General features: G+C 66.2%; 17 protein-coding genes and 1 pseudogene. 8 read left to right on the top strand and 10 right to left on the bottom strand.

The genetic code is table 11. The features are described from left to right. Position 1: 1 nt before the first annotated feature. The 7 genes from moaE to ACQ4WS_RS06780 all read right to left on the bottom strand — a co-directional run bounded on the left by moaE (position 2) and on the right by ACQ4WS_RS06780 (position 10,506). Positions 2-475 carry a molybdopterin synthase catalytic subunit MoaE gene (moaE, locus tag ACQ4WS_RS06810; RefSeq protein WP_436474813.1) on the bottom strand — a complete coding sequence of 158 codons (474 nt, stop codon included), beginning with the start codon at positions 473-475 and terminating at the stop codon, positions 2-4. Continuing rightward, positions 472-3,051: a DUF349 domain-containing protein gene (locus ACQ4WS_RS06805; protein WP_436474812.1), complete on the bottom strand. Its 2,580-nt coding sequence runs from the start codon at positions 3,049-3,051 to the stop codon at positions 472-474. The genes moaE and ACQ4WS_RS06805 overlap by 4 nt, the downstream gene beginning before the upstream one ends. A gap of 189 nt (positions 3,052-3,240) precedes the next feature. Further along, positions 3,241-3,903: a hypothetical protein gene (locus ACQ4WS_RS06800; protein ID WP_436474810.1), complete on the bottom strand. Its 663-nt coding sequence runs from the start codon at positions 3,901-3,903 to the stop codon at positions 3,241-3,243. A 115-nt stretch (positions 3,904-4,018) separates the two neighbouring features. After that, a complete protein-coding gene (locus tag ACQ4WS_RS06795) occupies positions 4,019-6,685 on the bottom strand; it encodes a bifunctional acetate--CoA ligase family protein/GNAT family N-acetyltransferase (protein ID WP_436474808.1) in 2,667 nt (888 codons plus the stop codon). A gap of 113 nt (positions 6,686-6,798) precedes the next feature. Continuing rightward, positions 6,799-7,791, bottom strand: coding sequence for a DUF2804 domain-containing protein (locus ACQ4WS_RS06790; protein ID WP_436474806.1), 993 nt, complete (start codon positions 7,789-7,791; stop codon positions 6,799-6,801). Next, positions 7,788-9,071: a winged helix-turn-helix domain-containing protein gene (locus ACQ4WS_RS06785; protein WP_436474804.1), complete on the bottom strand. Its 1,284-nt coding sequence runs from the start codon at positions 9,069-9,071 to the stop codon at positions 7,788-7,790. Before ACQ4WS_RS06785 ends, ACQ4WS_RS06790 begins: the two co-directional genes overlap by 4 nt. Positions 9,072-9,144: 73 nt before the next feature. Next, positions 9,145-10,506, bottom strand: coding sequence for a sensor histidine kinase (locus tag ACQ4WS_RS06780; RefSeq protein WP_436474802.1), 1,362 nt, complete (start codon positions 10,504-10,506; stop codon positions 9,145-9,147). Positions 10,507-10,672: 166 nt separating this feature from the next. Here ACQ4WS_RS06780 and ACQ4WS_RS06775 point away from each other — a divergent pair, with 166 nt between their 5' ends. Then, on the top strand, positions 10,673-12,817 hold the full coding sequence (locus ACQ4WS_RS06775; protein WP_436474800.1) for a TonB-dependent receptor domain-containing protein: 2,145 nt from the start codon (positions 10,673-10,675) through the stop codon (positions 12,815-12,817). A gap of 29 nt (positions 12,818-12,846) precedes the next feature. Here the strand turns inward: ACQ4WS_RS06775 and ACQ4WS_RS06770 are convergent. Then, a pseudogene (locus tag ACQ4WS_RS06770) lies at positions 12,847-13,556 on the bottom strand (response regulator). Between the two features lie 20 nt (positions 13,557-13,576). Next, complete coding sequence (locus tag ACQ4WS_RS06765) at positions 13,577-13,948, bottom strand: YajD family HNH nuclease (protein ID WP_034755042.1); 372 nt, start codon at positions 13,946-13,948, stop codon at positions 13,577-13,579. A gap of 274 nt (positions 13,949-14,222) precedes the next feature. Between ACQ4WS_RS06765 and ACQ4WS_RS06760 the strand changes: the two genes are divergently transcribed. The 4 genes from ACQ4WS_RS06760 to ACQ4WS_RS06745 all read left to right on the top strand — a co-directional run bounded on the left by ACQ4WS_RS06760 (position 14,223) and on the right by ACQ4WS_RS06745 (position 21,321). Next, positions 14,223-15,716: a PAS domain-containing protein gene (locus ACQ4WS_RS06760; RefSeq protein WP_436474798.1), complete on the top strand. Its 1,494-nt coding sequence runs from the start codon at positions 14,223-14,225 to the stop codon at positions 15,714-15,716. Between the two features lie 18 nt (positions 15,717-15,734). After that, positions 15,735-16,247: a diguanylate cyclase domain-containing protein gene (locus ACQ4WS_RS06755; RefSeq protein ID WP_436474796.1), complete on the top strand. Its 513-nt coding sequence runs from the start codon at positions 15,735-15,737 to the stop codon at positions 16,245-16,247. Positions 16,248-16,314: 67 nt separating this feature from the next. Further along, positions 16,315-17,541: an exonuclease SbcCD subunit D C-terminal domain-containing protein gene (locus ACQ4WS_RS06750; protein WP_436474794.1), complete on the top strand. Its 1,227-nt coding sequence runs from the start codon at positions 16,315-16,317 to the stop codon at positions 17,539-17,541. A 21-nt stretch (positions 17,542-17,562) separates the two neighbouring features. Further along, complete coding sequence (locus ACQ4WS_RS06745; RefSeq protein ID WP_436474792.1) at positions 17,563-21,321, top strand: AAA family ATPase; 3,759 nt, start codon at positions 17,563-17,565, stop codon at positions 21,319-21,321. 16 nt (positions 21,322-21,337) lie between these two features. Here ACQ4WS_RS06745 and ACQ4WS_RS06740 read toward each other — a convergent pair whose 3' ends face one another. Beyond that, the gene (locus tag ACQ4WS_RS06740; RefSeq protein ID WP_436474791.1) at positions 21,338-21,505 is read right to left on the bottom strand and encodes a hypothetical protein; all 168 of its coding nucleotides are present in this window, start codon (positions 21,503-21,505) and stop codon (positions 21,338-21,340) included. Between the two features lie 178 nt (positions 21,506-21,683). Between ACQ4WS_RS06740 and ACQ4WS_RS06735 the strand changes: the two genes are divergently transcribed. From ACQ4WS_RS06735 to ACQ4WS_RS06725, 3 genes are read left to right on the top strand one after another with little or no spacing between them, the layout of a single operon-like run. Beyond that, positions 21,684-21,893: a hypothetical protein gene (locus ACQ4WS_RS06735; protein ID WP_092799693.1), complete on the top strand. Its 210-nt coding sequence runs from the start codon at positions 21,684-21,686 to the stop codon at positions 21,891-21,893. Positions 21,894-21,953: 60 nt separating this feature from the next. Beyond that, positions 21,954-22,781, top strand: coding sequence for a hypothetical protein (locus tag ACQ4WS_RS06730; RefSeq protein ID WP_436474789.1), 828 nt, complete (start codon positions 21,954-21,956; stop codon positions 22,779-22,781). 58 nt (positions 22,782-22,839) lie between these two features. Further along, positions 22,840-24,018, top strand: coding sequence for a methyltransferase (locus ACQ4WS_RS06725; protein ID WP_436474787.1), 1,179 nt, complete (start codon positions 22,840-22,842; stop codon positions 24,016-24,018). Positions 24,019-24,080 lie beyond the last annotated feature (62 nt).

Raw genomic sequence — 24,080 nt, 5'->3', positions numbered from 1 at the left:
TTCAAATGGAGCTTGCTTTTGCCGTCCATTTGTCCAGCGCCGTCTCGTCGCTGTCGCGCGCATCGACCCAGCGCGCGCCTTCCGGCGTGTCTTCCTTCTTCCAGAACGGCGCTTGCGTCTTCAGGTAGTCGATGATGAACTCGCAGGCGGCGAAGGCCTCGCCCCGGTGGGCGGACGAGACCGCCACCAGCACGATCTGCTCCTGCGGCAGCAGGGGTCCTACGCGGTGGATCACCAACGCACCAAGCATGGGCCAGCGCTCCCCCGCCTGCGTTACGATGGCTTCGATGGACTTTTCCGTCATGCCCGGATAGTGCTCGAGCTCCATGGCGGCCACGTCCAGCCCTTCGTTCATGTCGCGCACCGTGCCGACGAAGCCGACGACGGCGCCCACCTTGGGGTTGCCTGCACGCAATTGTGCGATTTCTTGACTCAAGTCAAAATCGGCGTGCTGGACGCGCACGGTTGTACTCATTTGACGTTGCCTCCTATGCGGCGCAGCAAGGTTTCGATGCGGCTGGCCGTGCGCGCATCGGTAGTAGCGGCGATCGCGCACAGCTGCATCAGCTGCGACACTTGCGTGAGCGGCTTCTGGCCGGATTTGAGCGACGATTGCAGCACTTCCACCTGCATTTTCAGGCGGTCGCGGGCAAATTCGGCGCCGCTGTCAACGCCGGCGACGATTTCCAGGCGCAACACTTCCTCCAGCAAGCGCTCCTGCTGGGCCTGCAATTGCTGCACGTAAGCGGCACTGCCCTCGCCCAGCGCAGCCTGGGCGGCGGCGAAGCGCTGCTGCAGGCTGCGTTCATATTGCGTGTCCAGCGCTGGCAAGGCGCTCCAGCGCTGAGCCCAAGCTGCCGCATCCGCGCCAGCGTCTCCCTCAGCCAGCGCGGCTTCCAGCGCTTGCACCAGGCGCAGCTTGTCGCGCAAGGCGTTGGCCTGGGCCGCGCCGGCCCGTTCGGCGATGGCGTCCGCTTGCGCTTGCACGCCGGCGACAGCCGCCTGGTAGCGCTGCTCGATCTTCGCTTCGCTGGCGCGCGGCACGGGGCCCGTGGCGTTCCAGGCGGCGCGCGTGTCGCGCAGCAAATGGTGGATGAAGGCGGTGCGGCTCTTGTCATCACCCTCGGGCACGACGGCCGTTTCCAGCGCGGCGCACAGCGCCTCACGCGCATGCAGATGTTCGCGGCGCTCGTGGTCGGCCGCGTGGGCCGTTTCCTTGCGCTTGGCAAAGATATCGTCGCAGGCGGCGCGGAAGCGCTGCCACAGCGCCTGTTCCGCACGGCGCTCCAGCGGCAGGGCTTTCGCCAGCTCCTGCCATTTATCCTGCAAGGCTTTCAGCATGTCGACCGTGTTGCGCTCGGATGGCTTGAGCAAGCCCACTTCGACGATCAATTGTTCGCGGCGCGCCGTCTCGATCTGGCGCTGCGTGTCCAGCGGCTTCGACAGGGCGTCCAGCGCGGCGCCGAACTCGGCGTCCAGGCGTTTCTTTTCCTTGCGGTCGATGGTGCCCAGGCGCGTCCACGCCTGGCGCAAGCGCTGCGAGGCGGAAGCAACGTATTTCCAGTCGGTACTCTCTTCGGCCGCCAGGGCTACCGTTTCCGCGATCAGTTCCTGGGCCTTGGCCGCATTGCCGTGGCGCTCTTCAGCCAGTTGCTTGAAATGCTGGGCCGCCGGCGCATACGCCACGCTGCAAGCCGCGTCGAAACGCTCCCACAGGGATTTCGGTGCCGGGCCGGACAGGGTATCGAGCGACTTCCAGCGCTCGCGCAGGCTACCCACTTTCTTGGCCAGCTCGGCCATCGGTAATTGTTGCGCCGGCAATTCCTCGCCCGCCTTGACCAGTTCCTCGCGCGACACATTGCCGCCCCAGCGCGCCCAGTCCGCCAATTGCTTGAATTGCGCGCGCACATGCGCCAGGCGGTCCGCTTGCGCAGGCGTCAAACGGCCGTGCTGGCTATCGCGCAAAGTCTTGTCGTGCTCGGAAGCCACGTGCAACAGCCCATCCTGCAGGGCCGCTTCCATGGCGTCGAGCGTCTTGAAGAACTGCTGCGTCGCTTCCTTCGAGACGGGAGCATGCTCCTGGCGCGGCTTGCGCGGCGCTGATTCGGCATGGGCCGCTGCGGCCTCTGGCGCTGCCGCCTGCACGGGCGCCGGCGCGCTGGCCAGCAGGGCAGCAAATTGCTGCTGCAAGCTGTCGGACAAGGTCGATTCGGGCAGGCGCGGCAGGGCTTGCCACGCGCGTTTCAAGCTGTCTGCATCGAGCGTGCCGGCGTCCTGCGCCTGCCATTCGGCCAGCGCGGCCTGGCGCGCATCGAACGCGGCCTGGTGTTGCTGCAGGGATTGCAGGGCGGATTGCGCCTGTTCGCGCGCCTGGAGAAAATCGCTTTCCAGGTGTTTCGGCAAGGAAGCGCGCTCGGGCGATTGCGCATGCTGCGCATGTTGCGCATCCAGGCGGGCCAGCGCCTGCGCCAGTTCGACGGCGGACTGGCCGCTGGCAGCCAGGGCCCGCGCGGCGGCCACGGCATCGATCACGGCGCGCTGCAGCACCACTTGCGCTTCCAGGCGGGCGGCCAGGGCGGCCCGCGCGGCGCTAAAGGCGGTCGCCAGCTCGGGCGTTGCCTTGATGACTTGCCATTGGCGGTCCAACTCCGCTACCAGGTTCGGGCTCAGCTTTTCATCGTTCAACAGGCGCTGGGCCGTGGTTATGCTGGCCTGGGCGCGTTGCATCTCGGCAGCCTGATGACGGATCAGGTCGATGCGGCCCTGCATCAGCTTGGCCACGCGGCGATCCGTGTTGCGCATGGCGTGGTGGACTTTTTCCAGCAGGGGCAAGGCATGGACGTGTTCGGCCGCGATCAAACGGGCATCGGCAAATTCGCTGGACACAATGAATTCAACGGCGGCGGCTTCGTCGCCCGCCACGGCATGGGCACGCGCAACCTGTTCGGCGCGGCGCGATGCGCTCTGCGCCGAGGCGGCGGCCTGTTCTGCCACGACAGGATCGGGGACGGCAGTCTTGCTGGCAGAACGCTTGAAGAGAAATTCGAACATGACGGGTTTCGCGTGGATCAAAACCACCATCATAACAAAGCCCGGGGTATTGCATCGGACAGGTATGTACAACTTACTAAATGAGTAACATAGTGAGTAACATCGCATTTCCCCCATGAAAGCGCCAGCGCAAAATCAGGGCGGCGCCCCAGGCGCAAACGGGAGATAGTGTGGGCGCTCGCTCCCCGTTCAAGCCTGCGCGCACAGCGGGGGCGGAATGGCAGGCGCGGCGTCCGCAGCGACAGCGGCCGCGTTGTCGCTGGTGTTGGCGGCGCCGTCGGGCGCATCCGGCGCCGGCAAAGGCACAGGCAAAACAAAGGGCAGCACCTGCGCCTTGCCACGGCGCGCTTCCTGCGCGCGCGCATCGTGGGCGAGGAACTGGTAAGCGATGGCAAACCACGCTTCGCCCACAATCACCTTGCGCGCCAGCGCGAACAGCTCGTGCTCTTCTTTTTCCAGGCGCAGCAGCAGGGCCGCGCAAAAGGCGTCGATGGCGGCGCGCAGCTGCTCGGCCTGCAATTCGGAATGGTCGATGGCGGCACCGGCGCGCTGCTGCACGACATTGATGCTTTCCAGTGCCGCGTGGTTCAAGCCATTGATTTCATCCAACAGGCCGTCCGCATGCGGCGCCGCCTGGCGGATGGCGGGGATCAGATACATCTCCACCTTGCGCCAGTAAGCACCCTGGTACAGCCGGTTCAGCCAGTCGCCCGCATACTGCAGCTGCGCCAGGCTGAGCCTGCTCTGATGGCGCAGCTGCACATGCATGTACTTTTGAAAAGCTAACAAGCTCATGCGGATGCTGGCCTGTTCCACCGACAGGGAAACCAATATATATGTTGCCGTAAGCATGCACTCACTCCCGAAAACGCGCTGGATGTCTGATCCTGGAAGTGAAAGTGTAAAGACTACCGACAGGGGTCGGTTTGATCCTGCACAAACCCGCGGCGAGCGCGCTGCGCTTTTTTCAGGACTCGCGCAGGCCGATATGCAGGTTGACGACGCCAGGCTCTTCCGACGGCGTGACCTCGCCGCCAAAACTTTTCACCAGCCGCTGCATGCCCTTGTTGCGCGCCATCGCCTCGCCCACCAGCGCTTCCGTACCGCGGCTGCGGAAGTAGTCGACCAGCTTTTCAAACAGGATGTGGCCCAGGCCCTTGCCTTTCAGGGCCGAGCGCACGGCGATGGCGAAGTCGGCGTGGATATTGTCCGGGTCGGCCACGGCGCGCACCACGCCCAGGGTTTCCGGCTTGCCGTCCGGCCCCGTGTGCGTGGCGATGAAGGCCATGGCGCGGTCGTAATCGATCTGCGTCAGGCGCGCCAGCTGCGACACGGGCAGTTCGCGCATGGAAGTGAAAAAGCGCAGGCGCACGTCGTCCGGGTCCAGCGCATTGAACAAGTCCAGGTGCTGCGGTGCGTCTTCCGGGCGGATGGGGCGCAGCAAAATGGATAGTCCCATCCACGTCACCTGCTCTTCCAGCTCTTGCGGATACGGGCGAATGGCCAGGCGGTCGCTCTTCTGGCCCGGTTCTAGACGGATGCGCGCGTCGAGGGCGATCACGCCGTCGGCATCGGCCACCAGCGGATTGATGTCGAGTTCGGCCAGCTCGCCGATGTCGGCCACCAGTTCGGCCACCTGGATCAGGGTGTAGCAGATGGCGTCGATATCGGCCGGCGGCTGGTTGCGGTAGCCGGCCAGCAGTTTCGACACGCGCGTGCGCGCCAGCATGTCGCGCGCCAGCACCATGTTCAGCGGCGGCAGGCCGATGGCATGGTCGGCCGTCACTTCCACGGCGATGCCGCCCTGCCCCACCAATATCACGGGGCCGAAGGCGGCGTCGGTGGTCACGCCAACGATCAATTCATGCGATTGCGGCCGGCGCGCCATCTGCTGCACCGTGAAGCCGTCGATCAGCGCATCGGGGCGCATGCGGCGCACGCGCTTGAGCATGGCAGCAGCGGCCGTGCGCAGGATGTCGGGTGTGTCCAGGTCGAGCGCCACGCCGCCCACGTCGGATTTGTGGGCGATGTCGGGCGAATGAATTTTCAGCGCCACCGGATAGCCGATGTCCGCCGCCACGGCCAGCGCCTCTTCCACGTCGGCCGCCATGCGCGTCATCGCCACGGGAATGCCGTAAGCGGCCAGGATTTCTTTCGAGCGGCATTCGCCCAGCACCGTCTGGCCAGCCGCCAGCGCGGCGGCGACGATTTCGCGCACGCGGGCGCGGCGCGGCGTGGCCGACATGGGCAGCTGCGCCGGCACCTGCATCAGGGTTTCCTGATTGCGCCGGTACTGCACGATTTGCATGAAGCCATGCACGGCCTTTTCCGGCGTGTCGTAGGTGGGAATGCCGGCCCGGTTGAAGACCTGGCGCGCGGGCGCCACGGTGGTGCCGCCCAGCAGGCACGACAGCACCGTGCGCGAGGTGGCCTTGATCAGCGGCGTGACGGCTTCGGCGATGTCGATCGACGAGACCATGGCCGTGGGCGCGTGCAGCAGCAGCAAGGCGTCCGCCTGCGGCTCGTCGAGCAGCGGCTTGATGGCGTCGGCATAGCGCTGCACGGCCGCGTCGCCGGGCAGGCCCACGGGATTGTCGTGCGACCAGCCCCGTGGCAGCGCCTTTTCCAGCGCGATAACGGTATCGGGTGACAGCTCGGCAAGCTTGCCGCCGCTACTCACCAGCGCATCGGTGGCCATCACGCCCAGGCCGCCGCCATTGCACAAAATCGCCAGGCGCTCGCCGCGTTGCGAGCGAATGTGCGTGAGGGTTTCCACGGCATCGAAGAGCTCTTCGGCCGAATACACGCGCAGCATGCCGGCGCGGCGGATGGCAGCGTCATACACGGCGTCGGAACCGGCCAGCGCGCCCGTATGCCAGGCCGCCATGGCCGCGCCTTCCGCCTCGCGCCCCGCCTTCAGCACAATGACGGGCTTGCTGCGCGCGGCGGCCCGCGCGGCCGACATGAATTTGCGCGCCGCCTGGATATCTTCCATGTACAGCAGGATGGCGGCCGTGTCGATGTCGCCGGCCAGGTAGTCGAGCAGGTCGCCGAAATCGATGTCATAGCCGGCGCCCAACGAAATGAACTTGGAAAAGCCCACGCCGTGCGCGTTGGCCCAATCGAGCACGCCCGATACCAGCGCCCCCGATTGCGACACGAAGGCGATCTTGCCGCTCGTCGCGCCCACATGGGCGAAGCTGGCGTTCAAGCCCAGCTTCGGCACCAGCAGCCCCATGCTGTTGGGGCCGAGGATACGCAGCAGGTGCGGCTTTGCTGCCTTCAGCATGGCCAGGCGCAGCGACTGCTCGCGCACGGGATCGAGGCCCGACGTCATGACGATGGCCGCGCGCGTGCCCAGCGCGCCCAGTTCGCGGATCAGGGCCGTGATGGTGGCGGGCGGCGTGCAGATGATGGCCAGGTCCGGCGCCTTGGGCAAGTGCGCCAGCTTGCGGTAGCATTTCAGGCCCATCAGCTCGTCATACTTGGGATTGACGGGCCAAATGTCACCCTGGTAGCCGCCGCCCAGCAGGTTGTAGAGGGCAATGGCGCCCAGCTTGCGCTCGCGCGCCGTGGCGCCGATCAGGGCCACCGAGGCCGGCTTGAACAGCTTGTCGAGATTACGGATACTCATGTTCTGGCCTCATGGTTTGCCGGAGCGGCTTACTTGGTAACGCCCCAGTGTATAGGATGCGTTGCCAAAAAAATTTGACTTTGCAAAGCGTTTCACGAAAAAACCGCACGCGCCTACCAGCGCGAGCGGTGGCTTTCCGTCACCCCCGCCAGCTGCGCCACGATGCGCTTGGGAGACTCCGCGCTGGCGCGCACCCAGCCGCTGAACGTGCCGATGGGCTGGATATAGCGGCTGGCGGCGAGCCACAGGTTTTTATCCTCGCGCCGTGCGCCCTCGGGCTTGAAGTGCAGGTCCAGCAAATCGTCGTCCGTCCACACATGCCACGGCGCCAGCGGGTTGTCGGGATTGAAGTCGAAATGCGCGCGCCCCAGCCCGTAAAGCTGGCCATCGAGCCACAGCGCGTTTTCATGCGCGCCGAAATAGCCGGCCTGCAGATTGAAACCCAGGTCCAGGCTGTGCGCCGAAGCCCAGCGCCATTCCGTCTCGCGCGCCAGCAAGCCGTTCGAATAATCGAAGCTGGCCACACCGTCGTCCAAGCTGTAGCCCATGGCGCCGCAGCGCACCGTGCCCCACAGGGGCAGGCCGCCCGACTTTTGCGTGGCATGCACGCTGCCGCCCTCGCCCACGGGCCCCACGGCCAGCAAGGTGGGCGCCACGGGCGGGCCGAATTCCGCATCGATGCCGAAATGGCCGCAATCGAGCCGCAAACGGTAGCGCTGCTGTGGCTGCGCCTCGATGGAGATCACTTGCGAGAAGAAGCGGAAACGGCTGCTGGCACCCGCATGCGGCGCCACCGATGCGCACAGGCCGGGGATACCATCCTGCGAAAAGGCCGCCACGATCTTGCCCTTGTGGCGGTCGAAGGCATACGCGAAGGCCGTGCTGGTCCAGCCCAGGTCGACGATGGCCACGCCGCAGAACAGGGTCGGCGTGGACAGGGCCACGTAATGCCAGCGCTTGTGGTGGAACAAGCGCCAGAGGGCGCCGCGCGCGTGCGGCGGCGCCAGCGCGGCCCAGTCGAAGGCGTTCAATTGCCCCGTGTAGCGGCCAAAACATGGCACGCCATCGGCATCGAGCAGGTGGGCAGGAGCCGGCGGCAGCATCATGCGGCCCGCCTTGCGGCAGCGCCGCCGTCGTGCAGCGCATCGGCCAGCTGCGCGCCAAATAGCGCCGGCTGCGCCTGCGCAATATCAATATCCGGGCAGGCATGCCAGAGCGCCAGCCGCTGCACGGCGCCGGCCACGTCCTGCACCAGGCGGGCACTCACGCGCACGCCCTCTTCCAGCGCCAGCGACTTGATCTCGAAACGCCCCTGCGCGCGGTGCGCCTTGGCGTCCAGGCGCCCTACCAGCGCGCCGCGGCGCAAGATCGGCAGCGTAAAATAGCCATACCGGCGTTTTTCAGCAGGCGTATAGCATTCGAGCCGGTAGTCAAAGCCGAACAATTCCAGGGCGCGGCGCCGGTCCCACACGACGGGGTCGAACGGCGAGAGTATCGTCGTCAGGCTGGGCGCCAGCTTGCCGGCGGCCGCGTCGCGCGCCAATTGCCCATGTTCCGCATGCACGTAGACGGCGTCAATCCAGCCATCGACCGTGCAGCGCAGCAGCGCGCCCTCATCCACCAGTGCCTGCAAATCGTGCGCCAGACTGGCGCGCGACTGTTTGGTGCGGAAGTAGTCGCTGATCCAGCTGGCCCGCGCCAGGCCCAGCGCCTTCACGCTGGCCAGCAGCAGGCGCCGGCGCACCTGCTCTTCGGGCGGCAGCAAGCCATCGTGCCAGCCGGGTAAAACGCGTTCGGCCAGGTCGTAATAGCGCTGAAAATTGTGGCGCTTGGCGATCATCAGCACGCCCGAGGTAAACAGCACTTCGAGCGAGCGCTTTTCCGGCTTCCAGCTCCACCAGCCGCCCGCCTGGCCATCCGTGCGCTCGAAATCAGCGGAGCGCGCGGCGCCGTTGACGCGGATATGTTCGAGCACGGCAGCCACGGCCTCGCCCTGCTCGGCCATCCATTTGACGGAGTATTTCCAGCCCATGGCGGCCGGGTCCAGCATGCGGTGGCGGTACAGGCCATAGTCTTCGATGGGCACGAAGCAGGCTTCATGCGCCCAGTATTCGAACAGCGCGCCCTCGGCCAGCAATTGCTCCAGCCACGGCTGCGGATAGTCGCCCAGCCGGCTCCACAGCACCAGGTAAGGGCTGCGCGCCACCACATGGATGGTGTCGATCTGCAGCACGCCCATCTGCCGCACGGCGGCCAGCACGTCGGCCTTGGCGGCCTTCTTGCGGCGTGCCTGCAGCAAACCCTGCGCGGCCAGGTGCAAGGCGCGCGCGGCGGGCAGCGATAAGGAGGGGGGATCGAAAGGAGTGGGCTGGTGTGGGCTGTGCATAACAGAAAGATACCGCATTCTGCACACGCCTTGTGCGTTTTATCGCTATCGGATCGCGCGGCCGCTGGCCACGCTAGGCTGCGGGAAACACGACCTCCACCGCCAGCCCCCTGCCCTGCAAGCCGGTGCCGAGGATGATGTGCGCGTCATGCCGCTCGGCGATGCTGCGCACGATGGACAGGCCCAGGCCGCTGCCGGGCAACTGCCCGCAGTCCACGCCCACGAGACGCACAAAACGCTCGAACACGCGCTCATGCAATTGCTCGGCGATGCCCGGGCCCGTATCGGCCACGCGCAGGTAGCTGCGCCCCGCTTCCACGCCGCAACTGATGACGACCAAGCCGGGCGCCGGCGTGTAGCGCAGCGCATTCTCGACCAGGTTACGCAGCAACATCTGCAGGCTGTCCGCATGCAGCAAGCAGGGCGCCGGCGCCATGACCACGCTCAGCGACAGCCGGTACGGCGCGGCCAGCGCCTGCCACTGCGAGGCCTGCCCGGCCAGCAAACGGGCCAGGTCTCCCGCGCGCAAATCGGCCGCCGCGCCCGAATGCGGGTCCAGCTGCGCCAGCGCCAGCAACTGGTTGACGAGGCGCGTGGCGCGCTCCACGCTGGCTCCCAGGGCTGCAATGAATTCCTCGCGTTCAGCCTCGCTGCGGGCCCGCTGCAGCACTTGCAAATTGGTCTTGATGGCGGCCAGCGGTGTGCGCAGCTCGTGCGCCGCATCGGCCGTGAAGCGCTGCTCGTTGTCGCGGCTTTGCCGCACTCTGCCGAACAGACGGTTGATTTCCAGCAGCAGCGGGTGCAGTTCAGCGGGCGCGCCAGCGAGCCTGACGTCGGCCAGCTCATCGGGCGTGCGCGCCGACACTTCATCGGCGCACGCCTGCAGCACGCGAAACACGCGGTGGATGCTCCACCAGATGGCGATGGTGGCCAGCGCCACCAGCAGCAGGCCGAACAGCGCGATGCGGTAAAAGAAGCCGCGGCTGATGTCGTCGCGGTGGCTGGTCGGCTCGGCCACCAGCAGTTGCAGGCTGCGCTGCGCATCCCACAGCGAAAACAGACGCCAGCGCTGGCCGGCGATGCTGGTCCAGGAAAGACCGTCCGGCGCGCTGCGCGACAGGGCGATATCGGACGCCGCGTCGTTGCGGTACAAGACGCGCTGCTGCGCGTCGCGCACCTTGAACAGCAAATACTGGTGGGGATTCGGATGCCCACGCAGCGGCACATCGATGGGCCCCGTCAAGCCATGTTCGCGCGCATCCTTTGCCACCAGCGACAGCAGCAGATGGCCCGTCTCGATCAGCGACTGGTCGAACAATTCCTGGCTTTCGCGGCGCGCTTCCAGGTACACGATGGCGGCGCTGCCCACCCACAGGGCCAGGGTCAGGCCCAGCAGGACGGCCAGCAGGGTGCGCCGCAGCGACCAGGTTTTCACGCCGCCGCCAGCCCTTAAGAATCTCTTAAGAACTTCTGCGCAAGATCCGGAGCGAAATATTTTTTGGGTAGCCATGATTGCAATTGTAAATGATTCTTATTGCTTTCACGATTCCCATTACCTCAACAATACAGACCGATAATTCATCAACCCTCCAGGAGTTTGCATGTCCAACAGCCCCCGCCGCGCGCGCCTGCCGCGTCCCACCACCCTGGCCCTGGCCTTGGCCGCCCTGTCCTGCCTGCCGGCTCACGCACAGCCGGGCGCGCCTGCCAGCCTGCCGGAAGTAGTGGTCTCCGCCTCCGGTTTCGAACAGGATATCAGGCAGGCGCCGGCCTCGATCACGGTGCTGACGCGCGAAGAGCTGTCGAAGGAGCGCTTCGGCAACCTGACGCAGGCACTGGAAAGCGTGGAAGGCATCGACGTGGGCGCGGCGGGCGACAAGACGGGCGGCATGAACATCAGCATCCGCGGCATGCCCAGCGACTACACCCTGGTGCTGATCGACGGGCGCCGCCAGAACGCGGCAGGCAATGTCACGCCGAACGGTTTCGGCGGCACGCAGACGAGCTTCATGCCGCCGCTGGCCGCCATCGAGCGCATCGAAATCATCCGCGGCCCCATGTCGACCCTGTACGGCTCGGACGCCATGGGCGGCGTGATCAACATCATCACGCGCAAGGTGGGCAAGCAATGGATGGGTTCCGTCTCGGCCGACTACACCTTGCAGCAGGAATCGGACTTTGGCGACGTGAAAAGTGGCCGCTACTACCTGAGCGGCCCCCTCGCCACCGACCTGCTGGGCCTATCCCTGCGCGGCAGCAAGCAGCGCCGCGCCGCGGCCGACATCCGCGTCCCCAACGCGGCCGGCGAGCAAGTTTCCGCCAGCATGGGCGCCAACCCCGTGCGTGCGGACATAGACAACTTTGGCGCGCGCCTGGCCTTCACGCCGAACCGCTACCACACCGTCATCCTCGACGCGGACGCGGGCCGCCAGACCTACGACAATTCGAAGAAGCAACTGGGCACCTTGGGCTTGCAGGGCGGCTACGGCCCCGAGCAGAAGTACAAGCGCGACCAGTGGACCCTGTCGCACACGGGCCGCTTCGGCTTCGGCACGCTCGACAGCAGCTACATGGTGAACCAGACGGTAACCCTGGGCCGCACGATTCCGCCGGGTACGCCGGGCGCCGTCGCCGGCAGCGCGCGCACCTTGGAAGTGGAAAGCCAGGTCTTCGACACCAAATTGGTCATGCCTTTGGGCAAACACATGGCCACCATCGGCGCGCAATGGTGGAAAGCGGAAATGACGGACGGCGTGGCGCCAAAGAAATTCGAATTCACGCAAAAAGCCCTGTTCGTGGAAGACGAATGGCAGGTGCTGGACAACGTCGCGCTGACCTTCGGCGCCCGCTATGACGATCACAGCATCTTTGGCGGCCAGACCAGCCCCCGCGCGTATGCCGTGTGGAACGCAGCGCCGAGCTGGACCGTCAAGGGCGGCGTCAGCAAGGGCTACAAGACGCCGCGTGTGGAACAATTGTCGCCAGGTATCAACGGTTTCGGCGGCCAGGGCACGATCCCCCTCGTCGGCAGTCCGAACCTGAAGCCGGAAACGAGCACGACGACGGAAATCGGCGCGTATTTCGACAACCTGGCCGGCTGGACCGCCAGCGGTTCCCTGTTCAACAATACATTCAAGGACAAGATCACGACGGGCACGGGCCTCGTCAACTGCGATTACCGTCCGTCGCCGAACCGTCCCGGCTGCGTCAGCTTCGGCAACTGGCCCAACGTCGATGCGTTTGGCCAGTCGGTCAACGTGGATGAGGCCGTCACACGCGGCGTCGAGCTGAACACGCGTTTCCCGTTGGGCAAGACGCTGTCGGCCAGCGCCAACTACACCTACACGGAAAGCGAACAGAAGAGCGGCAGCAACGCGGGCAAGCCCCTGAGCGACACGCCCAAGCACGCCGTCAACGCGCGCCTCTCGTGGGATATTTCGCGCGAGTGGAACGGCTGGCTGCGCGCCGAGTACCGCAGCGAGCGCTTCCGCGATCCGGGTACCTCGGCTTCCACACGCGCCGCCAAGGCCGCGCTGGGCGACTACAAGGGCTATACCATGTTGCACCTGGGCAGCAGCTACCGGCTGAACCAGCGCGTCACCCTCAACGCGGCCGTGTACAACCTGTTCAACAAAGACTTTATCGACTACCAGCCTTACCGCGCTCCGGCATTAACCTACGCCAACCGCTATGTCAACAGCCTGGACGGACGCCGTCTGTGGCTGTCAGCCACTGTCGATTTCTGATCCAGCGGGCGGCCTGCGGGCCGCCTGCGTCAAACTACCTTGGGCTTGTCGATGCAATAACCGATCGCATGCACGGTGCGGATCAAGTCCCGCCCCAGCTTCTTGCGCAGGTGGTGGATATGCACTTGCACGGCATTGCTTTCCACTTCGTCACCCCAGCTGTACAAGTTTTTCTCCAGCTGTTCCCGGCTCAGCACCCGGCCGCCGTGTTCCAGCAGCAGTTGCAGGATGCGAAATTCCTTCACCGTTAACATCACGGGCAATCCCCCTTGCGTCACCTGCCGGTGCGCGATATCGAGCACCAGGTCGCCGTGCACGAGGTTTTCGCGCAGGCGGCCGGCGGCACGGCGGCAGGCGCTGCGGATGCGCGCAGGCGGCCGGCGGCACGGCGGCAGGCGCTGCGGATGCGCGCAGCCAGCTCATCCAGGTCGAACGGTTTCACTAAAAAATCGTCGGCGCCCGCGTCGAGCCCGGCAATGCGCTCGCCCACCTGGTCACGCGCCGTGACGACCAGCACGGCGCCGCTGTAGCCATTGTCGCGCAGCACGCCCAGCGCCTGCATGCCATCCTGCCCCGGCAAGCCCAGGTCGAGCAGGATGCAGCCATAATCGTGCAGGCGCACGGCCGTGTGCGCGTGTTCCGCGCTCGTGACCCAGTCGACGGCGTAGCCGCCCTGTTCCAGGCCGATCTGCGTGGCGCGGCCCAGTTGCGGGTCGTCTTCGGTCAGCAGGATGCGCATGGGAAAGCGGCGCGGCCCGCTCAGTCCTTTTTCTTGATCAGGCCAGCCAGCGCGGCGAACGGATTGTGCGTGGCGGGCGCCACCTCGGCCGACAGCAGGCCGGCGCCACGGTCCGCCTCCAGGTAGCGCGAGTGTTCATTGTCGTGGCAATACAGGCACAGCAGTTCCCAGTTGCTGCCATCGGGCGGATTATTGTCGTGGTTATGGTCGCGGTGGTGCACCGTCAGCTGCTGCACGTTGGCGCGCGTAAACTCGCGCATGCAGCGGCCGCATACCCACGGGTACATCTTCAGCGAGCGCTCGCGGTAGCCGCTCTCGCGCTGGTCGGCGGCGCGGCGCGCTTCGGCCACGATCTTGTCCAGTCTTGCCGCGTCGGGCTTTTTACTCTGCATGACAACTTTCGATATGGGAGGTAGAAGCGCTCATTTTAATGAGGATGGCGGCGCATTTGTACTTTTTCTGCCACGCCGCCCGCCCGTGTCGCCGCCGGCGTGCTTTTTTTAGCGTGCGTGGCACCACAACTACTTGATTTAACGCAAAATAAGACCAGCGACAGACGACGAACAGACGCTGGGGCGGCAGGCAGCGCGCAGGTCAGCATATTTCGGCTATGATGCGCGCCACGCCGCCCTTCACCTTTTCTATGACCCTAGCCTGCAAGCGCCCGTGATAGCGATAACAATATCCCTGCAACGCCTTGCCCGCCGCCTGTACAGTCTCAGCCTGGTGCCGGGCAAACCGGTGGAAGACTTCATCTTCGCCGACGTCAACGAGCGGGCCGCCGCCATGCTGGGCAAACCACGCTCCGAACTGCTGGGCCAGCGCGTGCTGTCGCAGGTGCCGCTGCTGCGCGGCGAGCGCTTTTTCAAGCGCTTCGTGCGGGTGATGGAAACGGGCCAGCCGCTGGAGGACGAATTCGAGCTGACACTGGCCTCGGGCGACACGCGCTGGCTGCGCCACCAGGTGGTGCCGATTACCGACGGCGTGGCCGTCACCTCGCGCGACATCAGCGCGCGCAAGCAGGACGAACTGGCGCTGCAGGACAACCGCAGCTTCCTGCAGTCGCTGATCGACCATTTGCCCGTGCTGGTCTACGTGAAAAGTGCGCGCCCGGAAAACTTCGGCCAGATGGAAGTGTGGAACAAGGCGGCCGAGGATATCACCGGCCACCTGGCCGCCGACGTCATCGGCAAGACCGATTGCCAGGCCTTCCCGCCCGGCTTCGGCCTGCTCGACGCCGAGGACGACCGCGCCATCCTGGCCGAGCGCGGCGTCATCGACCATACGGAAAAACCGCTGCGCCTGCTTGACGGCAGCCTGCGCTACTTGCGCGCCGTCTCCGTGCCCGTGTTCGACGAGCGCCAGCAGATCGAACATATCCTGTGCATCGCCGAGGATATCTCGCAGCGCCGCCAGCAGGAGCTGGAACTGCGCCAGAAACAGGCCGAGCTGGCCGCCGTCAACGACGCCTCGCCGCTCGGGCTGGTGCGCCTGGACCGCCAGCGCCGCTGCACCTACGTCAACCGCACCTTCGAATCGATCACGGGCCTGCCGCGCGCGGCCGCCCTGGGCGCCGGCTGGACCAGCGCCCTGCACCCGGCCGACTATCCGCTGATGCACGTGGCGCTGGAACAGCTCACGCGCAGCCATGCGCCGTTCCAGTCCACCCTGCGCTGCCTGCAGCGCGACGGCAGGCTGGTCTGGGTCTCCGTCAAGATTGCCCCCATCCTCATCGACGGCCGGATCGAAGGCTACGTGGGCAGCCTGGATGACATCACCACCTTGCGCGAATCGGAAGTGGCGCTGCTGGAAAGCGAAGCGCGCCTGCGCACCATCGCCGATACCTTGCCGGCCATGATCGCGTATATCGACGCCGACCAGGTCTACCGCTTCCTGAACATCGCCTACGAACGCGAATTCGGCCTGACGGGCCAGCAGGCACTGGGCAAGAGCGTGCGCGGCACGGTGGGCGAGGCGCGCTACCGCACGGTGGCGCCGTATATCGAAAGAGTGCTGGCCGGCGAAACCCTGAGCTTCGAGGAAGAAGACGACAAGGAGGGCATCGAGCGCTGCATGGAAGTGATCTACATTCCGCAGATCGGCGAAGACAAGCTGCAGGTGGTGGGCTTTCACGTGATGCGCCAGGATATCACCGTGTAAAAGCGCGAAAAACAGCGTTTGCTGCAGCTGGCCCAGGTCGATGCGCTGACGGGATTGTCGAACCGCGCCGGCTTCCAGCAAAAACTCAGCGACGCCATGCACGCGAGCCGCCGGCAGCAGCACCTGATGGCCGTCATGTACATGGATATCGACCGCTTCAAGCCCGTCAACGACACGCATGGCCACGGCACCGGCGACGCCCTGCTGCGCGCCTTCGCCCAGCGCCTGACGCAGACCATGCGCGCAACCGACATCATCGCCCGCCTGGGCGGCGACGAATTCACCATCATCATGGAACAGATCACCCGGCCCGACGACGCGGTCGTACTGGCGGAAAAAATCGTCGCCGCCATGCAGCAGCCGTTCGACCTTGATGGCATCAGCGTGCGCATTTCCGCCAGCATCGGCCTGGCCTTCTACCGCGACGAAGACATCCCCCCTGCCGTGCTGCTGCAGCGGGCCGACGTGCTGCTGTACCAGGCCAAGCAGGATGGCAGGAACACTTATCGCGCGGGTGCTGCAGTGGTTTGATCCAGCCGCTGGCGCTTGGCGCCATACCTGCTATATTGGCGCCTGTCTTCCCTACCCTTGCCACACCATGCGCCTGCTGCACACTTCCGACTGGCATCTGGGCCAGACCCTGCACAATTTTGAACGGGGCTACGAACACCAGCGCTTCCTCGACTGGCTGCTCGACACGCTCGTGGCCGAACAGGTCGACGTGCTGCTCGTCGCCGGCGACGTGTTCGACAACGCCAACCCGTCGGCAGCCTCGCAAAAACAGTTGTATGTATTCCTGCAGCAGGCGCGCGCGCGCCTGCCCGCGCTGCAGCTGGTCATCGTCGCCGGCAACCACGATTCGGCCGGACGGCTGGAAGCGCCCGGCCCCCTGCTGGCCGCGCACGGCACGCACGTGATCGGACATTTGTTGCGCGGAGAGGATGGCGACATTGACCTGGAGCGCCTGCTGCTGCCGCTCACCGGCCGCGATGGGCAAGTGCAAGCCTGGTGCCTGACCGTGCCCTTCCTGCGCCCCGGCGACGTACCGAAACTGCCGGCCGGCGATACCCAGGATGCCTACCTGGGCGGCATCGCCCTGCTGTACCGCCAGCTGGCGGACCTGGCGCTGGCGCGCCGCCAGCCGGGGCAAGCCATCCTTGCCATGGGCCATTGCCACATGGTGGGTGGCGAAATGTCCAACGATTCCGAGCGCCGCATCGTCATCGGCGGCACCGAGATGCTGCCATCGGGGATTTTTGACGCCGCCATCGCCTATGCGGCGCTGGGCCATTTGCACAAGGCGCAGGCCGTGGGCGGGCAAGAACACATCCGCTACTGCGGCAGCCCGATACCCCTGTCGTTCGCGGAAGTGAACTATCGCCACCAGGTGCTGTGCCTCGATATCGACGGCGAAACGCTGCAGTCGGTGCGCGCCATCGAGGTGCCGCGCGCCGTGCCACTCTTGCGCGTGCCCGCCACGCCGGCGCCGATAGACGAGGTGCTGGCGCAGCTGGCCGCCCTCGACGTGCCCGCCGCGCCACCCGAAGCGCAGCCCTTCCTGGAAGTGCGCGTGCGCCTCGACGCGCCCGAGCCGGGCCTGCGCACGCGCATCGAAACGGCCCTCGACGGCAAGCATGTGCGCCTGGCGAAGATCGAAACGTCGAGCGCCGCGCGCAGCAGCGCGCCCGAGAACATGACCCTCGACCAATTGGGCCAACTGCAGCCGGACGACATCTTCCGCCGCCTGTACCTGCAAAAATACGGCCGGCCCGCACCGCCCGAACAACTGTCGGCCCTGGCCGAACTGCTGCTGCCCGGCGCCTGACCTTTTCGCTCCTGAAGAACCATGAAAATCCTGAAAATCAGCGGTAAGAACCTGGCCTCGCTGGCCGGCGAATTTGAAGTCGACTTCCAGCAGGAGCCGCTGGCGTCTTCCGGCCTGTTCGCCATCAGCGGCCCCACGGGCGCGGGCAAGAGCACCCTGCTCGACGCCCTGTGCCTGTCCCTGTACGACGCCACGCCACGCCTGCTGAAAGTACTGGGCCGGGGCAGCGCCCTGCCCGACGTGGGTAAGGAAACCGTCAACGCCCAGGATACGCGCACCCTGCTGCGCCGCGGCACGCCGGACGGTTACGCGCAAGTGGACTTCGTCGGCAACGATGGCGCGAGTTACCGTGCGCGCTGGAGCGTGCGCCGCTCGCGCACCCGGGCCGAAGGGGCGCTGCAGGCGACCGCCATGAGCTTGCACCAGCTGCCCGCGCTGCAGCCCATCGGCGGCACCAAGACGGAAGTCAAGGAAGAAATCGAAAAGCGCATCGGCCTGTCCTTCGACCAATTCACCCGCGCCGTGCTGCTGGCGCAAAACGAGTTTTCCACCTTCCTCAAGACGGAAGACAATGAACGGGGAGAGTTGCTGGAAACCCTGACGGGCAGCAGCATCTATACCGACATTTCCGTGCGCGCCTTCGAGCGGGCGAAGAAGGAAAAGCAGGTGCTTGAGCGCCTGGGCGAAAAACTGGCCGACCAGCGGCCATTGTCGCCGGAAGAACGCGCCGAGACCGAGGCGTCAAGCGGGGCGGCCGAGAGCACCCTGCACACCATCGACTTGCGCAAGGCGGTGCTGGAACTGCAGCAGCGCTGGCATCAGGAGACGCACAAGCTGCAAAGCCAGGTGACGGCGGCGCAAGAGACGCTCGATAGCGCCGCCTTTGAGCGCGCCGCTGCCGAAGAGCGCCGTGCGGCGCTGGCGCAGTGGGAATTGCTGCAGCCGGCGCGGCCCCTGATCGACGACGTGGCGCGCCTGGCGAACGACATCGCCAGCAGCGGCGCCGCGCTGGAAGCGTCGCGCCTGCAGGCGGCGCAGGCCGTGGCCAGCGAATCGCAACTGGCGCAAGCATTGCTGCTGGCGACAGCGGCCTTGCAAGCCAGGGAAGCGGCGCAGCGCGACGCGGCCCCCCTGCTCGATCAAGCCAAGGCGCTCGATGCCAGCATTGCAGCCCACTTGCCGGCGCACCACCAGGCCAGGGAGGGGGCACTGGCGGCAGACCAGGCCAACGAAACGGCGCGCGCCACCTTGCACGATCTGCAGCAGCGCCAGCACGCCATGCAGGTGGAGCAGGAAACGGGACGCCAGTGGCTGACATCGCACCAGCACTGGCAGGCGCTGGCCACGTCGTGGCAATTGTCGGACCAGTTGTTCGCCCAGGCCGGCCAGGTGGCCGCGCAAGCCGATGCGGCCGACGCCAAGGTAGCCGAAGCGGCGCAACTGGTGCGCGCGGCAGGCAACGCGGGCCGCGAGGCACAAGCCGCATTGACGGCCGCTGCCGCCACCCTCGCCGAGCACGATGCGCAGCGGCGCGAGGCGCTGGCCGCCGTGCAGGCCATCGACGGGCAGCTGCTGCAGGAACAGCGCGGCCAGCTGGAAGAGCATGCACGCCAGTTGACTACGGCGGAAAAGACGTGGACGGAGCTGGCACGCCAGCAGCAGGCGCTGGCGCATTGGCAAGCCAGGGCTACGCAACTGGCGCAGGCCGCGCACACGGAAAACACGGCGCTGGCGGCGCATGCGGCACAAACAGCGCTGCTGGAAGCGCGCCTGGCGCAGGCGGAAAAATCCTTGAAAGGCGCGGAAGCGGCATGCGCGGCCAGCGTGGAGCAGCTGCGCGCCACCTTGCAAGACGAGCAGCCCTGCCCCGTCTGCGGCGCGCTGGAACACCCGTACAGCCACGCCGACGACGCCTTGCAGGCGATGCTGGCCAGCTTGCAGGATGACGTCCTGGCTTGCCGCGCACAGGCGCGCGGCAATCTGGAGCAACTGGCCACGCACAGGGCGGCGCTGGCCGCGACGGCGCGCGAACAGGCGCAAACGGATGCCGAACTGGCCGCCCTGCCGCCTGTCATCGACAACTTGCACGCGCAATGGCAGCCGAATGCCGACACCCTGCATCTGCCGCCGGAACACCAGCGCGCGGACTGGTTCGCGCAGCAGCTGGCGGCCAATGCGGCAGCCCTGCAGGCGCTGGCGCAACAGGAGGCGGCGCTGCGCCATGCCAGCGCGCGGCGCGACCAAGCGCAGGCGGCGCACGAACTGGCCGGCACCGAACACGCGCGCCTGACGGCCGCCGTCGCCGAAACGCAGACACGGCTGGCGCAGTTGCAGGCGCAGCAGGCGGCCGGCCAGGACAAGGCAGAAACGTCGCGCGGCGCGCTCGACGGCTTGCTGGCGCAGCTCGATACCGCGTTTGCCGACGTGGAAGGCGCCGAAGGCTGGAAAGACAACTGGCGCGCCGGACCCGCCGACTTCCGCGCGGCGCGCGAAACGGAAAGCCGGCAGTGGCTGAAACAGCAGGCGGACCAGGACAAGCGCGGCCACGCGCTGGCGACCCTGGCCGCGCAGCTGGAAGCGGCGCTGCTGGCCGCTGGCAAGGCGCAGCAAACGGTGCAGGAGACCCACGCCGCCTTTGCCGCCGCCGACAAACAGCGCACGACACTGCAAGCGGAGCGCAACGCGCTATGGCAAGGCCAGAGCGTGGCCGAAGTGGAACGCAGCCTGGCAGACGCCATCGCTGCAGCCAAAGAGCTGCTGACGCAGCAGCAAACGGCGGCGCAGTCGGCCAGCCAGCAGCGCACGCGCCTGGAAGAAGCGTGCGCGCAGCTGGCGCAGCGCATGGCCGCCTTGCGTGAGCAGGAAGTCGGCGCCACGGCATCCCTGCACGACTGGCTGCGCCAGTTCCAGCACGCCCACCCTGCTCACGCGCCCGCCGACATCGCCAGCTTGCGCGCGCACCTGTCCATCGCGCCGGAAGCCATGCGCGCCGAGCGCGATGCCCTGCAAGTGATCGCCGACCGCCACACGGCGGCCTTGTCCGTGCTGGCCGAACGCCGGCAGCAACTGGAAGCGCATGTGCAGCAACCGCCGCAGGCACTGGAAATGGACGTAGCCGCGCTGCATTCGGCACTCGACGCGCTTGGCGCCGAGCGCCAGGCAGCCAACCAGGAGGCGACGCGATTACGCCTGACCATCGCGCAGGACGACGCCAGGCGCCACAGCGCGCAAGCGATGCTGGCGCAAATCGAGGCGCAGGCCGTCATCGAGCGGCGCTGGGCCAGCCTGAATGAATTGATCGGTTCGGCCGACGGCAAGAAATTTCGCAACTATGCGCAGCAATTCACGCTGGAAGTGCTGCTCGGCTATGCCAACGCACACCTGAACCACCTGGCGCGCCGCTACCAGCTCGAACGCATCGACAACCCGAACAATCCGTCGCTGGGCCTGATGGTGCGCGACCAGGACATGGGCGGCGAACTGCGCTCCGTGCACTCGCTATCGGGCGGCGAATCGTTCCTCGTCTCGCTGGCCCTGGCGCTGGGCCTGGCCTCGCTGTCCTCGAACCGCGTGCGCGTGGAATCGCTGTTCATCGACGAGGGCTTCGGCAGCCTCGATACGGAAACCCTGCGCGTGGCCATGGATGCGCTCGACGGCTTGCAGGCGATGGGTCGCAAGGTGGGCGTCATCTCGCACGTGCAGGAAATGACGGAGCGCATCGCCACCCGCATCCTCGTGCAGCCGGGGTCCGGCGGCAAGAGCGTAGTGACGGTGCGCTAACGGCGTGGCAAGGGCGTCAGCGCGGTAGAGGTTCCCGTCCCAGCCTGAGCAAGTCCCAGCCCAGTTCGCGGCGGATCTGCTCCGGGTCGGGCGGGGGCCGGCGCTGTTCCAATTCCGCTTTCAGCCACTTCCTGACCAGCTCCTTGGCGGGCTGTACAGGCTTTTCCTTGTCATGCTTGTCCATGGTGCTACCTCTTCAATGGCGGTCAGACGACCTCCTATATACGTTCAACGTCATGGCGCGGATTCAGTTGACGTGCGCGTGGCGCAGATGCAACAACGTGTAACGATGGCCGGAGTGCGTTAAAATCGCCGCCTTCGCGTAGATGCCCTCTACGCCCCGCAACAGTTCAAGGAAACCCATGAAAGCCGCCCGCAGCCTCACCTTCAAGTGCGTAAAATGTCACAAATCCATGCAGGTCTTCCTGCAAAAAGTCTCCGCCTGCTCGCATATCCAGCCGTATCAGGGCATTTGCGCATGCGGCGAACTCAAGCGTCACGCCACGGGCCAGGCCGATGCCGTCAAGTCCTACCTGGAGTCGGCAGACGGTAGCTGGTCGCACCACCACTAATGGTTAAAGAATGGGAAGAACTTGCCGTTAATTCGTATATCTTCCCCATTTGAACCGACCATGTCCCAGCTTCCCGCCCTTGCCAGCCGTCAACCCGCCTCGAATACGCTGGCTGGCCAGCAGCCGTCCCGCACGGGCAGCGGCGCCACGGGGCTGGCCGCTTCGCCCCTGATGCAGCGCACCACGCAAGACGTGGTGGCCCTGTCGAAAAATGGCCTGGATCTGTCGGCCAAGGGACTGGAACAACGCACGGACGCGCTGGGCAACGCGACCATCGACGTGGCGCAAAATTTTCTGAGCAGCATGACGCGCCAGCTGTTCGGCGACGGCGCCACTGTCGCCTTCGATTCGGTCGACCTGCAGGCGGGAGCCAGCTTCAGCAGTGGCAGCGCCAGCGTCTCGGACACCAAAGGCAGCAGCCGCGCGGCCGCCTTCAGCCTCGATGAAAACGCGCATTTCATCGGCAAGGGCAAGATCACCACGGCCGATGGGCAGACCTTCGACTTCGAAGTGGAAGTGCAATATCAATCGAACATCAGCGCGGGCGTCCTTGAGCAAACGCAAGAGGCAGCCGAGGAAGCAAGCTCCGCCGATGACGCCGCCCTGCCCGCCAAGGAGTTGCCCGCCACCCACTTCGGCGGCAATCTGCACGACCTGTTCAAGCTGCTGGGCCAGCAATTGCAAAGCAATCTGTATCAGGGCGCGTCCGATGGCGCCAGCGCCAGCGGCAAGGATGGCGAGCTGGCGGGCAGCCTGAGCTTGCGCTTGCTCAAGCTGGTGCAGCCGGACACAACGGCCAAAGCCGACAAGGAAGAGCAGGCGCGCGCCCGCGCGCTGGCACTCGCCTACGGCACGGACACGGCAAACAGCACCGCCAGCGACGTATAATGGAAGACGGCCTGCGCAGGCGACCATGCCGCGCGCCCCCTTCTATCGATTGAATCCCATGTCCGACACTTCTTCACCTACCGTTCATCCGCAGATCCACTGGAGCGAAAACGGCGCCGAGCATTCGGCCCGCTGGCGCTCGGAAAGCGGCATGCCGCCACCCAAGCGCGTCGTCATCGCCGATGACCGCACGACGGCCGACCAGGCCTACCGCCTGGCCTGCGAAGGCACGGCCATGCTGTGGCGCGGCGACTTCCAGAACGCGCGCCAGCTGCTGCAGGCGCTGGCGCGGCGCGCCGACCACAAGAACGACAAGCCCAGCAAAAAAGCCAAGGCCGCCAAGCTCGTAAAACCGGAACCGTCCGCAACGGAAGCCTTCCACCTGCACCGCCAGGCCCAGTCGCAGCGCGCCCGCACCCTGGCCATGCTGCTGCTGCCTTTCGATGCCGACTACACGATTCCGCTGCGCCGCGCACCGGATGTGAAACTGGCTTGCAATGAAGCCTATGGCCGCGGCGAAGAGCCGTTCGTCGCCTCGCTGCGCGAGCTGCTGGGTCTGATCGGCGCGCACGAATGGCGCCGCACGGGCGTGGAACTGCCGGCCCTGGGCCAGCGCATCCACCCCCATTACGGCGTGTTCGCGCCCATCCGCGGCGAGTACGTGGGCCTGGTGGCGGAAGCGCCACTGCCCGCGCGCGCCAGCCTGGCCTTCGATATCGGCACCGGCACGGGCGTGCTGGCCGCCGTGCTGGCGCAGCGCGGCGTCCAACGCATCGTCGCCACCGACCAGGACCCGCGCGCCCTGTCCTGCGCGCGCGAAAACCTGGCCCGCCTCGACTTGCACGACAAGGTCGACGTGGTGCAGGCCGACCTGTTCCCTGCGGGACGTGCGCCGCTCGTCGTGTGCAATCCGCCGTGGCTGCCGGCTCGCCCCAGCTCGCCGATCGAGTACGCCGTCTACGATCCGGACAGTCGCATGCTGCGCGGTTTCCTCGCCGGCCTGGCCGAGCATCTGGAAGCAAATGGCGAAGGCTGGCTGATCCTGTCCGACCTGGCCGAGCACCTGGGTCTGCGCCCGCGCGCGCAATTGCTGGAATGGATAGCGCAAGCGGGCTTGAAAGTCATCGACCGCCTGGACGTCAAACCCACGCACCCGCGCGCGCAGGATGCGACGGACAGCCTGCACGCGGCCCGTTCGAAGGAAATCACGTCGCTGTGGCGCCTGGCGGCAGCCTGATTACAGATCTGCTGCAAGGCCATTGCGCATTGCAGCAAACCCCGCTATAATTCGCCTGCGGG

Source organism: Janthinobacterium leeuwenhoeki (assembly GCF_051380795.1).
Taxonomy (GTDB): domain Bacteria; phylum Pseudomonadota; class Gammaproteobacteria; order Burkholderiales; family Burkholderiaceae_D; genus Janthinobacterium.
Note: the sequence above shows the minus strand (reverse complement) of the source record. Positions and strands in the feature narration are given on the sequence as shown.

Bases quoted from the DNA above. Each gene is read 5' to 3' on its own strand.
- moaE (WP_436474813.1), bottom strand. From the start codon at position 475: ATGAGTACAACCGTGCGCGTCCAGCACGCCGATTTTGACTTGAGTCAA.
- ACQ4WS_RS06805 (WP_436474812.1), bottom strand. From the start codon at position 3,051: ATGTTCGAATTTCTCTTCAAGCGTTCTGCCAGCAAGACTGCCGTCCCC.
- ACQ4WS_RS06800 (WP_436474810.1), bottom strand. From the start codon at position 3,903: ATGCTTACGGCAACATATATATTGGTTTCCCTGTCGGTGGAACAGGCC.
- ACQ4WS_RS06795 (WP_436474808.1), bottom strand. From the start codon at position 6,685: ATGAGTATCCGTAATCTCGACAAGCTGTTCAAGCCGGCCTCGGTGGCC.
- ACQ4WS_RS06790 (WP_436474806.1), bottom strand. From the start codon at position 7,791: ATGATGCTGCCGCCGGCTCCTGCCCACCTGCTCGATGCCGATGGCGTG.
- ACQ4WS_RS06785 (WP_436474804.1), bottom strand. From the start codon at position 9,071: ATGCACAGCCCACACCAGCCCACTCCTTTCGATCCCCCCTCCTTATCG.
- ACQ4WS_RS06775 (WP_436474800.1), top strand. From the start codon at position 10,673: ATGTCCAACAGCCCCCGCCGCGCGCGCCTGCCGCGTCCCACCACCCTG.
- ACQ4WS_RS06765 (WP_034755042.1), bottom strand. From the start codon at position 13,948: ATGCAGAGTAAAAAGCCCGACGCGGCAAGACTGGACAAGATCGTGGCC.
- ACQ4WS_RS06750 (WP_436474794.1), top strand. From the start codon at position 16,315: ATGCGCCTGCTGCACACTTCCGACTGGCATCTGGGCCAGACCCTGCAC.
- ACQ4WS_RS06745 (WP_436474792.1), top strand. From the start codon at position 17,563: ATGAAAATCCTGAAAATCAGCGGTAAGAACCTGGCCTCGCTGGCCGGC.
- ACQ4WS_RS06740 (WP_436474791.1), bottom strand. From the start codon at position 21,505: ATGGACAAGCATGACAAGGAAAAGCCTGTACAGCCCGCCAAGGAGCTG.
- ACQ4WS_RS06735 (WP_092799693.1), top strand. From the start codon at position 21,684: ATGAAAGCCGCCCGCAGCCTCACCTTCAAGTGCGTAAAATGTCACAAA.
- ACQ4WS_RS06730 (WP_436474789.1), top strand. From the start codon at position 21,954: ATGTCCCAGCTTCCCGCCCTTGCCAGCCGTCAACCCGCCTCGAATACG.
- ACQ4WS_RS06725 (WP_436474787.1), top strand. From the start codon at position 22,840: ATGTCCGACACTTCTTCACCTACCGTTCATCCGCAGATCCACTGGAGC.